Consider the following 12,942-nt stretch of genomic DNA (forward strand, 5'->3'; position numbering starts at 1 on the left):
ACCTCGATTGCGTATAATGAACATTGATGTTAAATGCCACTTAGTGTTACTTGCCTATTCTAACATCCTTGATAACTGAACGAGTAAGTTATCAAGGACGTGGCAAGTAACATAATGTAGAGATTATGCGCAATGGTATTGTTAGAAACCATTTAAAGTGTCTGTATTCTCACCAATAAAAATGTCTGGTCTATGATGCGCATCAACATCATGGACTGGATATAAACTTGAGATGCTGATCACTATGTCTGACAAGGAAATACAACGTCTTGCAGTCCTGCAAGATGTTCGAGATCAACGTATTACACAAGTCCGTGCTGCAGAAATTCTGAATCTTTCAACACGCCAAATTACTCGATTATTGCACAAGCTCAATCAAGACGGTGTTTCAGGTCTGGCACATGCCAGTCGTGGTCAACCGGGTCATCGTCGTCATGATGACTTGTTAAAATCAAAGTGCCTTTCCATTATTTCTGAACATCTGCTGGGCTTTGGTCCCACCTTGGCGCATGAGAAGCTCAACAGCATGTTTGACCTGAATATCCCTGTAGAAGCGCTTCGGCGCTGGATGACTGCAAATGGTCTCTGGATTCCGCGATTCAAGCGCCAGAAACGTCCATATCAACCTCGATATAACCGCGATTGCTTTGGTGAGCTAATCCAGATTGATGGCTCATATCACGATTGGTTTGAAGGACGTGACGCTAAATGCTGCTTGTTGGTTTATATTGATGATGCCACTGGAAAGCTGTTGCATCTGCGCTTTTGTGAGGCCGAAACGACCTTTGATTATATGCTTTCAACCCGAGCCTACATTGAGCAATACGGCAAGCCTTTGGCCTTTTATAGCGATAAACACTCAGTATTTCGAGTCAATCAGAAATCCAAGCAAGACAGCCAGATCACGCAATTTGGCAGGATTCTCAACGAATTAAACATCGATATTATCTTTGCCAACTCACCACAGGCCAAAGGACGTGTGGAACGCGCCAACAGAACTCTGCAGGATCGCCTGATCAAGGAAATGCGTTTGGAAGGCATCTGCTCAATTACCGAGGCCAATGCTTGGCTGCCCTGCTTCATTGAGCAGTTCAATCAGAAGTTTGCCAAGTGTGCGAGAAACTCGAAGAACTTGCATCGGCCATTAAGCGAATCTGATCTTGAACTGGATGATATTTTTACCTGGCAGGAACCGCGTAAGGTCACCAAGAATCTGACCCTGAGCTATGACAAGTGTATTTATATGCTTGAGCCAACACCACTGAACCACAAACTTGTTGGGCAATACATAACATTTTTAGAGTATCCAGATGGTACTGTGGCCATCATGCACGAAGGACGGAAGATCAACTACAGTATTTTCAATAAACTGGCTAGACTGCAGCAGAATGAAGTAGTTGAGAATAAAAGATTAGGTGCGGTTCTGGCCCATATCCAGCAACAACATGAAGAGTTGGAAAAACAAAATAAAAGTTCCCGTGCCAAGAAAAGTATGCCGAGTCGTAAAGCTCAGAAAGTTGTTATTGAACAAAGAAATTTAAATCCTGTTCTTGACTCTTGCAGTTAAAAACAGGACATTTTAAATGGTTTATCGCATAGACATTTTAATTGGTGAATAACATGAATATATTAAGCAATTGATATATATGGGTTTATTTCAAGTGTTCGGTGTCTCAATTTATCTTATCATTCACAAAAAGATAAAAAGCTACTCAATCTTTCAATCAAGTAGCTTCAAAAATACGCCGTACAATCTGTTAAAGTTTTTTCCAAGTCATCGTGCTAATCGCATTCGCGCTCTTGGCTTTGCCATATACTTTCATTTGATTATTCGCCGCATTTAATTGAGCATCAATTTTATAGACATAACCATCTTTCGGATTAATCCATTGTCCTTGCGAAAATTGTTTCGGATTTGAATTTGCCACTAAGCCTTCTAATGCCTGCATGCCTTTTATGGGCTGATTCTTTAAGTTGCCTTGGCATTTACTGCATACCTCTAATTGAATTGTGCCTACCGATAACAAATTTCGAGTAATTACAGCACTATATTCCGAAGTTTTAGAGTTCTTACGAATCACAATTTCTGCAACATAATGCCCTTTATGATCATCAATGACTTTCCATGTACCAATCAATGGATCAAATGGCATGGCTTGAGCAGGAAAAATAAATCCCAAATATAGTGCAATTGCACCTAAAAAATTACGCATCATAAAAATATCAACTTAAAACCAATTTACAGCACGGTTGTGCTAAAAATGGGCGTGATTATAGCAATCAATGTTGAATTTAAATTAATTTTTTCATTAAAATTAAATGTTTATATGCTATTGGTTCGATGAAATATCATTAAAAATGTGAACCAATACGCTTTTTGTGGATGGATAATTTTTGATGTGTTGCAGCTTTATGTATAAAAGTGAATCTATAACGTGATTTTGTATGCAAATTAATCATCTATATTTCTATTTTCAACATTTGCTGTGTTATGGCGTAAACTAGACCTACAAGCTGTATCACTATAAGTTAAGAAATATTCACAGGAATGCTCTTAACTTTATCCTAAGTTTTTTGTTTTTACTGTCTTAAATTTATCTATCTTTAAATTTAGGTTTAGTCATCAAGGTAACATCGTATGCTCAAGTGGTTCGAGAAACTTATAGATCCTTATCCAAATAAAGGTTTGACCGAACCCTTGCCAACCACGTTTTTTGCCTTTGTTTGGCAAGCAGCTTCAGGTGTACGTCCATATTTATTGTTATTGGTTTTATGTACTGCAGGCGCTGCCAGCTTTGAAGCTTTGCTATATGCAAAAATTGGCGATTTAGTCACATGGCTTAGTCAAAGTCAGCCAGATACTTTCCTTGCGCAACATCAGCAGAACCTTACTTTGCTGTTTTGTATTTTATTGGCCAATATCTTTTTTGCCAGTGCGCAGTCAATTGTGAAGCATCAAATGTTATACAGTGGTTTTCCAATGCGTTTGCGTTGGCGTTTCCACAATTTAATGTTGCAACAAAGTCTGGATTTTTTCCATAATGATTTTGCAGGAAGACTCTCTGCCAAAGTCATGCAAACCGCCTTAGCAGTACGTGAGTTTTGGGTCATTTTGGGCGATATGCTTGCCTATGTATTCATTTACTTTATTACGATTAGTCTGGTATTGGGCGCAATTTCTCCAATGCTCATTTTGCCGTTATTGCTATGGTTGGCTTTATTTATTCTTGCAGCAGCTTATTTTATTCCGCGTTTGAGCAAAGTATCTAATGAACAAGCCGATGCACGTGCGGTGATGACAGGACGCGTGACCGATGCTTATACCAATATTCAAACCGTAAAATTATTTGCGCATGCAGGTCGCGAAAGCCAATATGCCAAAGCGTCGATGCAAGAATTTATGTTGACGGTTTATAAACAAATGCGTTTGGGCGCTCAATATGAAATCAGCATCAATTTATTAAGCGTGGTGTTGTATGTGGGCGTTTTAGGTACAGCAATTTGGCTCTGGTTAAATGGCCGTGCAGAATTGGGGATTATTGCTGCCACTACAGCCATGATTCTTAAACTCAACAGTATTGCCGAGTTTATGATGTGGCAGACCTCTGCCCTGTTTGAAAATGTCGGCACCATTCAAGATGGTATGAAAACTCTTGGACGTCCAATTGCGATTCAAGACAAAGTCAATGCGAAGCCATTACAAGTTGCTCAAGGCGAAATTCAGTTTAAAGATGTCAGTTTTGCTTATAACAGTAAAAACGTGATTGACCAGTTTAATCTGCATATTCGTGCAGGCGAAAAAATTGGTATTGTGGGACGTTCGGGTGCAGGTAAATCGACCCTCATTCAATTGCTTTTACATTTTTATGAGCTCAAACACGGCTCAATTATGATTGATGGGCAAAATATTGAAGATGTAACCCAAGACAGTTTGCGTAAAAATATTGCACTTGTCACTCAAGATACTTCGCTATTACACCGTACTGTGGCTGAAAATATTAAATATGGTCGTCCTGACGCGACTGATGCAGAAATGTTTGAAGCTGTACGCAAAGCCAAAGCCGAAGAATTTATTCCACAATTGACCGATTTACGTGGCAAAAAAGGCTATGAAGCCTACGTGGGCGAACGGGGTGTTAAACTTTCAGGTGGACAACGTCAACGTATTGCCATTGCCCGTGTTTTCTTAAAAGATGCACCTATTTTAATTTTAGATGAAGCCACCAGTGCGCTCGACTCTGAGGTTGAAGCGGCAATTCAATCGAGCCTCGATGAACTCATGCAAGGTAAAACTGTAATCGCGATTGCACACAGACTATCTACCATTGCACAAATGGATCGTTTAATTGTGCTCGATCAAGGACGTATTGCAGAACAAGGTACGCATGATGAACTGGTGGCTATGAACGGAATTTATGCACAACTTTGGCAGCGTCAAACAGGTGGTTTTTTAATTGAACAAGATAAAATCGTAAAACCATCGACTGATAAAAATTAGCATCTCCAGCAACTTTGCTGTAACTCAGGCTTTGATGAAATGCAGATTTATCGCATATAGTCAAAGCCTGTTTTGTCTAACAATTTCCATAGGATTTCTTTAATTTTCATGCCAAGATGCAATATGTCATCTACGTTCTTATGTCGCCGTTTGGCAAACTAAGATATGCATAGATGACAGTCGCTAAGGCAAATTAAAATAAAATTAGCAAATGCAATGGAACATGCATGAAAACAATATCAGCACGTCAGGAACAAGGTGTTCCAGGGGTTTATGGCTTATTGGTTTTGGATGTTGTATCCCGTTGGGGTTATAACGCAGATACCTTATTTGCACCATTTCAACTCAATAGCGAAATGTTGGCAGACCCAGAATGTCGTATTCCTACACCTATTGCCAATGAGTTGGTTAAACATGCTTTAAAACTTACAGGCGAATCGACGCTCGGTTATCATCTTGGTACGCAAATGCGCATTTCCATTCATGGCTTTATTGGCTATGCGATTATGACTGCGCATGAAATTAGTGATGCGTTGATTTTAGCCAATCGTTTTATTCAACTGCGTATGCCCTTTTTACAATTGTTTTTCTCAACTTTTGGTGAAAAAGCCAGTCTGCAATTGCAGTGTGATATTCACATGGAACCTTTACGCACAGAAATTGCCATCGCTTTAATTATTGGCATGATTACCATGAGTAAAGCCATGACAGGTACCGAACACTTTACAGGTGAAGTCGATTTTGACTTTCCTAAACCTGCAGGTTTTGATCAGTATTTTTCGAAATTTCCTTATCATCAATTCCGTTTTGATCAGCCGTATTTAGGTTTAAGTTTTGACAAGCAATATCTAGGCTTAAAAATGATTAATGCCGATCCTATTGCCAGTCAAATTGCGATTAATCAATGTGAAGCCGAACTTTCTGCTTTAGGTGAACGTCGCCGCATTTCTATGCGAGTACGTGATATTTTAACCCACGCAGAACAGCATTATTTAAGCATTGAAAATGTTGCCGACTATCTACACATGTCCGACCGCACACTCAAACGTCAACTGGCTGCAGAAGGTACTTCATTTTCAAACTTGGTCGATGAAGTCCGTTATCGACATGCGACTTCCCTGCTTTCCCGTACCGACTACACGCTAGAACAAATTGCCGATGAATTGGGTTATAGCGATGTGGCTAATTTTAGTCGTGCTTTTAAACGCTGGAGTGGACGCAGTCCGAGCAATTGGCGTAAAGATCCGTATTTATAAACTTTTGTTTTTGGCAAAAAGCATGTATAAAACATGGCAAAAAGATTCGATACAATTTAAGGAGTTATCAAATGAATCACCCTGCTGAATTAAAATATGCAAGAACACATGAATGGGTGCGTATTGAAGGTGATTTGATCGTCACAGGTATTTCAGACCATGCACAAGATGCTTTAGGCGATTTGGTCTATGTAGAAGCACCTGAAGTTGGTCAAAAAGTAATTGCGGGTGAACAAGCAGGTGTGGTTGAGTCTGTTAAAACAGCTTCAGATATTCACGCCCCTGTTTCAGGCGAAGTAGTTGAAGTGAATAGCAATTTAGAAGATGACCCTGATTTTGTGAATGATGAACCGTATGGCAAAGGCTGGATTTATAAAATCAAACCAGACAATATGGCAGATGTAGAACAGCTTTTATCAAGTGCAGACTATGAATCTGGCTTATAAGCCTTAAATTTGCAGCGTTTAATCGCTCAAATTCAAAGAAATCAGCTTCGGCTGATTTTTTTTGTATTGCAACTTTAGAAAATAAACCTAATTATCTTTATTTGATAAAATAATTAAAATAATTGCATTAAAATCTAATTTTAAGTTTAATTTTATTGAATAGCTGTACTTTTCACATAAATGGGTTTATTATTTTTTGCATGATCTCGCGGTGTGATGATTTCCAATAACAAAGCATCTGTATAACAAAGTACACATTACACGCTGCTCCACTCACCATATAGGTTTAAATTATGTCTGCTATAAATGCTGAACATTTATGGAATAAGTCGTTTATTCTCTGCTTATTCAATAACTTGTTCTTATTCATATTTTATTTTGCGCAAACGACAGTTTTGCCTATTTATATTGTGAATGAGTTGGGTGGTAGCTTGTCACAGGCAGGTTTAGCCATGACTTTGTTTATGTTATCTGCAATCGCGATTCGCCCATTTAGCGGTTTGATTATTGAAAAATTTGGTGTAAAGAAAACCTTATATGTTTCTGAAATCATGTTTTGTCTGTGTAGCGTGGCATACATTTTTGTAGATAGTTTACTGTTTCTACTCGTACTGCGTTTTTTACATGGGATTTGGTTCAGCATTGTCACCACAGTTACCGTCCCTATTGCCAATAACTTTATTCCAGACAGTCGCAAAGGTGAAGGTATGGGCTATTTTTTGGTGTCAGTAAATTTAGGGATTGTATTGGGACCTTTAATTGGTTTAAGTCTGATTCAAAGTGTTTCTTATGCCAGTATTTCTACCTTACTATCCGTCAGTGTTTGGGTAGGTTTCGCCTTCTGTTTAATGATTCCAATTGCGACCCAAAAAGTAAAAACTGAAACAACACCTAAACGTAAATTAGGGCTTCAAGATTTTGTAGAGAAAAAAGCAATTCCTGTATCACTCATGGCGATGATGGTTTCTTTCGCGTATGCCAGTATTATGTCATTTATTTCCACCTTTGCAGAATCACGCAATATGCTGTCTTATGCGAGTTTATTCTTCGTGATATTTGCAGTTTCGATGATGATTTTGCGCCCAATTACAGGCAAAATTTATGATCGTAAAGGGGCGAGTTATGTGATTTATCCTGCAATTATATTATTTGCTTTAGGATTAATTGTCTTGAGTCAGGTACACAGTGTATTCGGTTTTATGTTGGCTGCTGCATTAATTGGTGTAGGGTTCGGGTCTGCCCAACCTTGCCTGCAAACCATTTCAATTCAACGCTCCCCTAAAGATCGTATTGGTCATGCCACATCTACGTATTTTTGTTGTTACGATATTGGTATCGCCTTAGGCGCGTTAATTCTAGGTTGGATTATTGCGGGTTATGACTATACCGCAGCGTATTTGCTCTGTGCTGTTGTGACCTTAATCAGTTTAATTTTCTATAAATTTGTTGTGGCTAAACAACCTAATGCAGATATTCAGGCTTAGTTTTTAATAGCAGCAAAAGAATTGTTATTTTAAAAACTAATCTAAGAAGAGTTGATTTTTAAATACTCTCCCACCCAAAAAACCTGAAATTTCAGGTTTTTTGGGTTTCTGGAGTTTTATTTTTTATGCAGTTTTAGCCAAAACCTGACGATTTAAGCTTTCAGCGACCTCAATAAGCAGTTGTTCAGTCTTATCCCAACCCAAGCAGCCATCGGTAACAGATTGACCATAAGTCATCTCGCAAGAAATCTTTTGATTTCCATCCACCAAATGACTTTCTAACATGATGCCACGGACTTGCGTCTGTTCACGTTCTGCCACAATGGTACGCAAGACTTGCGGTTGTTGTTGTGGGTCTTTATGGCTGTTACCGTGACTACAGTCAATAATCAATGCAGGCAACTGCCCTTTGGCTTTGTGCTGAATTTTCTCAATTTCTGCCAATTGATAATTTGGCCCTGAATTTGCGCCACGTAAAATTAAATGCGCGTGTGGATTACCTTGTGATGACAAAATAGCAGGTAAACCCGACTGGCTCATTCCCATGAATTGATGTGGATGACTTGCCGATTGAATTGCATCTAATGCAATTTGAATTGAGCCATCAGTTCCGTTTTTGAAACCAATGCTATACGGCATGGCGCTAGAAATTTCACGGTGAATTTGTGATTCACTGGTACGTGCGCCAATTGCACCCCAAGCCAGTACATCATCAAAATATCCCGTTGCCATTGGGCTTAAAATTTCAGAAGCAATTGGTAAACCCATTTCTATAATTTGTAGATACAGTTCACGTGATTTTTCTAAGCCTAATTGCATGTTTGCAGAGCCATCTAAGTCTGGGTCATACAAAAAGCCTTTCCAGCCTACCGTAGTACGTGGCTTTTCGATATAGGCGCGCATCACCAAGAAAATTTGATCTGAAACTTGGCTTTGTAATTGTTTTAATTTTTCTGCGTATTCGAGTGCTGCTTGCGGATCATGAATTGAACAAGGTCCTGTAATGACCAATAAGCGAGGGTCTGTGCCCGCTAAAATGTTCTGAATAATCTGTCGATGTTGTGCGATTTGTTGTTTTAGCGCAGATGAAAGTGGGAGTTGCGCTTTGAGTTGATGCGGTAAACTTAAACTAATTTCAGTATTGTTGGTCTGTTGTTGTAAAGCAGTATTTAAAGCATTCATTGGTCTGTTCCTTTGGACTGTTTCTCTTTTTTACAGTCCGATCATTTATTTCAGCGTTATGGGTCTAATGGATTGCAAGGTTTGAGTCATAGATTGACTAAAGTAAAACCAATAAAAGTTGCTAAAGTATGAATAATTAACGTTGTACATGATTAAATCTCCGAAAAACCTATAAAATTCAAAACACCAGACATAAAAAAACCTGATCAGGGTTGCCGATCAGGTATCAACTGGTGGGCAACCTTTTGCCCGAACGCGACTCAGGCAATCATTGAAACTGCCAAAAGTAATAGTAAGCGTTTGCGATTAAAGGTTGCTTTAACATCTTGTTTTCATCAAAAAATGAGCTGTTAAAATTAAAATACGCTGTATTGTTCCGTTTGGCAATCCTTTTTGTAAAATAATTTTTATTGGATGTGTTTATTAAAATTAAGCTACTGTTTTAGCGAATCCAGGGGTTAAAAAAACCAAGCCGAAGCTTGGTTTTTGTTGGGTCTTTATTTAAGCGCGTTACTCATCATTGATCAAAATGAATCACACTACGAATAGATTTACCCTCATGCATTAAATCAAAGGCTTCATTAATTTGGTCTAGCCCCATGGTGTGCGTTACAAATGGTTCGAGTTGAATATCACCCTTCATGGCTTCTTCAACCATGCCTGGCAATTGCGAACGACCTTTTACACCACCAAACGCAGTTCCTTTCCAAGTACGACCTGTCACCAATTGGAATGGACGAGTTGAAATTTCCTGACCTGCACCTGCAACACCAATAATAATGGATTGTCCCCAACCACGATGCGCACATTCCAAAGCGGAACGCATCACATTGGTATTTCCAATACATTCAAAAGAATGATCTACGCCCCAACCTGTTTTTTCCACAATGACTTCCTGAATTGGGCGGTCATAATCTTTTGGATTTAAGAATTCGGTTGCACCAAATTGTTCTGCCAATTTGAATTTCTCTGGGTTGGTATCAATGGCGATAATACGGCTGGCTTTGGCTTTATGCGCACCTTGCACAACAGCTAAACCAATACCACCTAAGCCAAATACCGCAACGGTATCGCCTTCTTGGACTTTTGCAGTATTTTTAACTGCACCTAAACCAGTTGTAACACCGCAACCTAATAAGCAAACTTGCTCATGATTGGCTTCAGGATTAATTTTTGCTAAAGATACTTCAGCAACTACCGTATATTCACTAAAGGTTGAACAGCCCATGTAGTGATAAATCGGTTGTCCATTATAAGAAAAACGTGTCGTGCCATCAGGCATTAAACCTTTACCTTGTGTCGCACGTACGGAAACGCATAGGTTGGTTTTACCAGATTTACAGAATAAACATTCGCCACATTCTGCTGTGTAAAGCGGAATCACATGATCGCCTGGTTGAACACTGGTCACACCCTCACCAACTTCAACCACAATACCTGCACCTTCATGGCCAAGAACTGCAGGGAAAACACCTTCAGGATCTTCACCCGATAAGGTAAATGCATCGGTATGGCATACCCCTGTGTGGGTAATTTTGACCAAGACTTCTCCAGCCTGCGGCGGTGCAACATCAATTTCAACAATTTCAAGCGGCTGACCTGGGCCGAATGCGACGGCTGCACGTGATTTCATGAGCAAATTATCCCTAAAAAATACATTAACAGATGATAAGGGGCTGCTGACAATTCGTCTATGTTTGCGATGTGAGAGAGATATCTCGCAAGCTATTTATAAAATATCAACAGACTCTCACAATACCCTCTTTCTATTCAGAGTTTCAAGCATTAACATGAGGATAATCTCCATGTATAAATACAGAATGACTTAAGAATAATCATGAAGATCCAAAGACCTTGTTACTGGCTTGGAATGTTGGCTTTTTTCGCTATTTTACTGACAGGATGCAGTTTACCGATGAATCAAGCGAGCAAAGATAGCCCTGTTGAGCATTATGTAGATCATTGGCTGAATGGTCAGGAAATTGATGCACATTTATCCCAAAATTTAACAGCGTATCTTTCTCTAAATGATGCCTTTAGTAGCATCGCCTCGCGTTTATATTTGATTCAAAAAGCACAGCACCATTTAGATTTACAATATTACATTTGGGAAGATGATTTAATTGGTCAGTTGATGTTGGCTGAACTGCTCAAAGCAGCAGATCGTGGTGTAAAAGTTCGTTTATTAATTGATGATCAAAATGGTACGCAACTTGATCCAACCTTAAAACGGCTTGCTCAGCATCCTAATTTTGAAATAAAAATTTTCAATCCGTACAAATATCGGCATTTTCGTGTGATGGATTATTTGTTTCGTTTTAAACAAATCAATCGCCGTATGCACAATAAACTAATTATTGCCGATGGGGCGATTGCCGTGACAGGTGGGCGTAATATTAGCCGTGAATATTTTGATGCCAGTGAAAATTTTCAATTTACTGATATGGATATTCTATTCTATGGCAGTGCTGTCCCCCAAGCCAATGCCGTGTTTTTAGAGTTTTGGAATGACGAACTAAGCTATTCAGTAAAGCAATTATTAGGCACAGGCAACGCGTTGCAATTGAGAGAATTGCGTAATCGCTATGAATTAAATGCCAAATATAAAGATAAAATTCGTGAACGTGTGGCTAACGCGCAAGAAGAAGTCAGCATCAAATTAGAACAACATCCTGTACAGTGGGTATGTGCGCATTTTGTGGCAGATTCTCCGAATAAAATTCGGGGTACAGCTCAAGGCGAGCAACTGATTTACAAACAAATGTTAAAGTTAATGGGTGAGCCCAAACAACATTTAGAACTGGTTTCTGCCTATTTTGTCCCAACAGAAGATGGTCTTAAAACACTCACTCAACTGGCTGAAAAAGGAATACAGATACGTGTATTGACCAATTCATTTTTAGCCAATGATGTGCCTTTGGTACATGCATTTTATCAGCAGTATCGCGTAGATTTACTTAAATCAGGTATTCGTTTATATGAATTTAAGCCTTATATTGAACGAAAAAAGCGTACTTGGTATGAAGTTGCAACGGGTAACGTAATTCCTGCCAAAGGCAAAAACGCCTCGAGTTTACATGCCAAATTCTTTGATATAGATGGCATGGTCTTTGTAGGTTCTTTTAACCTTGATCCTCGTTCTGCAAAATTAAATACCGAAGTTGGCTTGGTGTTAGAGTCTGAACAATTGCAAAACGATGTTTCTCAATCTTTAGACCGCTATTTGCCACAAATTGCGTATGAACTGCAATTAGACGAAAACGGTCAAATTATTTGGTTAGATCATCAGGCAGATGGCAGTATTCAAACGTATCATCATGATCCTGAAACCACACAGTTTCAGCGTTTTATGATGAAAACAGTTTCATTATTCCCTATTGAATGGATGATGTAATGACAATAGATAGACATTAATTATGGAAGCGTATTTTTCTTTCTCTGCCATCACTGTCTACAATTATTTAAAGTTACTTATAGTAAGCCTATTTCTTTAAATAAGTTAAAATACGCTTCTGCCTTTTTCTCTAAAGCTAAAGGATAGGCTCGTGAAGATGAAGGCATCCGATATAAATGCAGCTCACGCTTGGCAAAATAGCAATGTGTCGCCTGCCCAATTTGAGGTTTTTCGGCAGATTCAGGCATAGATAACATGAGTGTATCAGTCGCTTTATCGCCTGTGGTCATAATGCTTTGACATAAAGGTATCTTGCTTAAAAGTGCTGCAATATCCATTGGTTTTTCAATCTGTAAAAATTTGTCTGATGCATTGCCTTTTAAGCGAATCACCTGCTGCGCCGTATCTGAAATAGCAATGCCAGTGGTGTTTAAAAAATCAATAATTTTATGAAGATGAAAATTTTTAGCTTCTAAATCTAAAAAGTAGTTTTTATCTTGAAAAAAGCATAAGCCCAAAATTCGCCACATATCATTTTGATAATTCGGATAATAAAAATCCATTTTCCAACGGCTTTTAGGTGGTGGAAAACTCCCAAGCATTAACAGCTTGGCATTGGCTGGTAAAAAGGGTTCGAGTGGATGGGTTTCTATTTTAGAATCAGACATTTATAGATTGAACC

General features: G+C 38.8%; 10 protein-coding genes. 6 read left to right on the top strand and 4 right to left on the bottom strand.

The genetic code is table 11. The features are described 5' to 3' along the window. Window positions 1-232: 232 nt before the first annotated feature. Window positions 233-1,567 (top strand): ISNCY family transposase, encoded by a 1,335-nt coding sequence (locus FTT70_RS08840; RefSeq protein WP_180168536.1) that lies wholly within the window; start codon window positions 233-235, stop codon window positions 1,565-1,567. 190 nt (window positions 1,568-1,757) lie between these two features. On the opposite strand, the gene FTT70_RS08845 is transcribed toward FTT70_RS08840, so the two are convergent. Next, window positions 1,758-2,216, bottom strand: coding sequence for a DUF2147 domain-containing protein (locus FTT70_RS08845; protein WP_136143933.1), 459 nt, complete (start codon window positions 2,214-2,216; stop codon window positions 1,758-1,760). 422 nt (window positions 2,217-2,638) lie between these two features. Between FTT70_RS08845 and FTT70_RS08850 the strand changes: the two genes are divergently transcribed. From FTT70_RS08850 to FTT70_RS08865, 4 genes are all read left to right on the top strand, one after another. Further along, a complete protein-coding gene (locus FTT70_RS08850) occupies window positions 2,639-4,498 on the top strand; it encodes an ABC transporter ATP-binding protein (RefSeq protein ID WP_180037740.1) in 1,860 nt (619 codons plus the stop codon). A gap of 227 nt (window positions 4,499-4,725) precedes the next feature. Then, a complete protein-coding gene (locus tag FTT70_RS08855; RefSeq protein WP_004973729.1) occupies window positions 4,726-5,754 on the top strand; it encodes an AraC family transcriptional regulator in 1,029 nt (342 codons plus the stop codon). Window positions 5,755-5,825: 71 nt separating this feature from the next. After that, window positions 5,826-6,200 carry a glycine cleavage system protein GcvH gene (gene gcvH, locus FTT70_RS08860; protein WP_104851960.1) on the top strand — a complete coding sequence of 125 codons (375 nt, stop codon included), beginning with the start codon at window positions 5,826-5,828 and terminating at the stop codon, window positions 6,198-6,200. Window positions 6,201-6,493: 293 nt separating this feature from the next. After that, a complete protein-coding gene (locus FTT70_RS08865; protein ID WP_179994186.1) occupies window positions 6,494-7,684 on the top strand; it encodes an MFS transporter in 1,191 nt (396 codons plus the stop codon). Between the two features lie 123 nt (window positions 7,685-7,807). Here the strand turns inward: FTT70_RS08865 and FTT70_RS08870 are convergent, their stop codons facing one another. Further along, window positions 7,808-8,866 (bottom strand): 3-deoxy-7-phosphoheptulonate synthase, encoded by a 1,059-nt coding sequence (locus tag FTT70_RS08870; protein WP_104851962.1) that lies wholly within the window; start codon window positions 8,864-8,866, stop codon window positions 7,808-7,810. 517 nt (window positions 8,867-9,383) lie between these two features. Further along, window positions 9,384-10,499, bottom strand: a complete 1,116-nt coding sequence (locus tag FTT70_RS08875; RefSeq protein ID WP_004973720.1) for an S-(hydroxymethyl)glutathione dehydrogenase/class III alcohol dehydrogenase — start codon at window positions 10,497-10,499, stop codon at window positions 9,384-9,386. A gap of 237 nt (window positions 10,500-10,736) precedes the next feature. Between FTT70_RS08875 and FTT70_RS08880 the strand changes: the two genes are divergently transcribed. Next, window positions 10,737-12,260 (top strand): phospholipase D family protein, encoded by a 1,524-nt coding sequence (locus FTT70_RS08880; RefSeq protein WP_131261443.1) that lies wholly within the window; start codon window positions 10,737-10,739, stop codon window positions 12,258-12,260. Between the two features lie 77 nt (window positions 12,261-12,337). Here the strand turns inward: FTT70_RS08880 and FTT70_RS08885 are convergent, their stop codons facing one another. Then, window positions 12,338-12,928, bottom strand: a complete 591-nt coding sequence (locus FTT70_RS08885) for a uracil-DNA glycosylase family protein (protein ID WP_104851964.1) — start codon at window positions 12,926-12,928, stop codon at window positions 12,338-12,340. Window positions 12,929-12,942 lie beyond the last annotated feature (14 nt).

Source organism: Acinetobacter sp. YH01003 (assembly GCF_013420525.1).
Taxonomy (GTDB): Bacteria; Pseudomonadota; Gammaproteobacteria; order Pseudomonadales; family Moraxellaceae; genus Acinetobacter; species Acinetobacter towneri.

What these genes read in the sequence shown, in the direction of transcription:
- FTT70_RS08880 (WP_131261443.1), top strand. Translation starts at nt 10,737, where the DNA reads ATGTTGGCTTTTTTCGCTATTTTACTGACAGGATGCAGTTTACCGATG.
- FTT70_RS08845 (WP_136143933.1), bottom strand. Translation starts at nt 2,216, where the DNA reads ATGATGCGTAATTTTTTAGGTGCAATTGCACTATATTTGGGATTTATT.
- FTT70_RS08855 (WP_004973729.1), top strand. Translation starts at nt 4,726, where the DNA reads ATGAAAACAATATCAGCACGTCAGGAACAAGGTGTTCCAGGGGTTTAT.
- FTT70_RS08840 (WP_180168536.1), top strand. Translation starts at nt 233, where the DNA reads ATGCTGATCACTATGTCTGACAAGGAAATACAACGTCTTGCAGTCCTG.
- FTT70_RS08885 (WP_104851964.1), bottom strand. Translation starts at nt 12,928, where the DNA reads ATGTCTGATTCTAAAATAGAAACCCATCCACTCGAACCCTTTTTACCA.
- FTT70_RS08850 (WP_180037740.1), top strand. Translation starts at nt 2,639, where the DNA reads ATGCTCAAGTGGTTCGAGAAACTTATAGATCCTTATCCAAATAAAGGT.
- gcvH (WP_104851960.1), top strand. Translation starts at nt 5,826, where the DNA reads ATGAATCACCCTGCTGAATTAAAATATGCAAGAACACATGAATGGGTG.
- FTT70_RS08875 (WP_004973720.1), bottom strand. Translation starts at nt 10,499, where the DNA reads ATGAAATCACGTGCAGCCGTCGCATTCGGCCCAGGTCAGCCGCTTGAA.
- FTT70_RS08865 (WP_179994186.1), top strand. Translation starts at nt 6,494, where the DNA reads ATGTCTGCTATAAATGCTGAACATTTATGGAATAAGTCGTTTATTCTC.
- FTT70_RS08870 (WP_104851962.1), bottom strand. Translation starts at nt 8,866, where the DNA reads ATGAATGCTTTAAATACTGCTTTACAACAACAGACCAACAATACTGAA.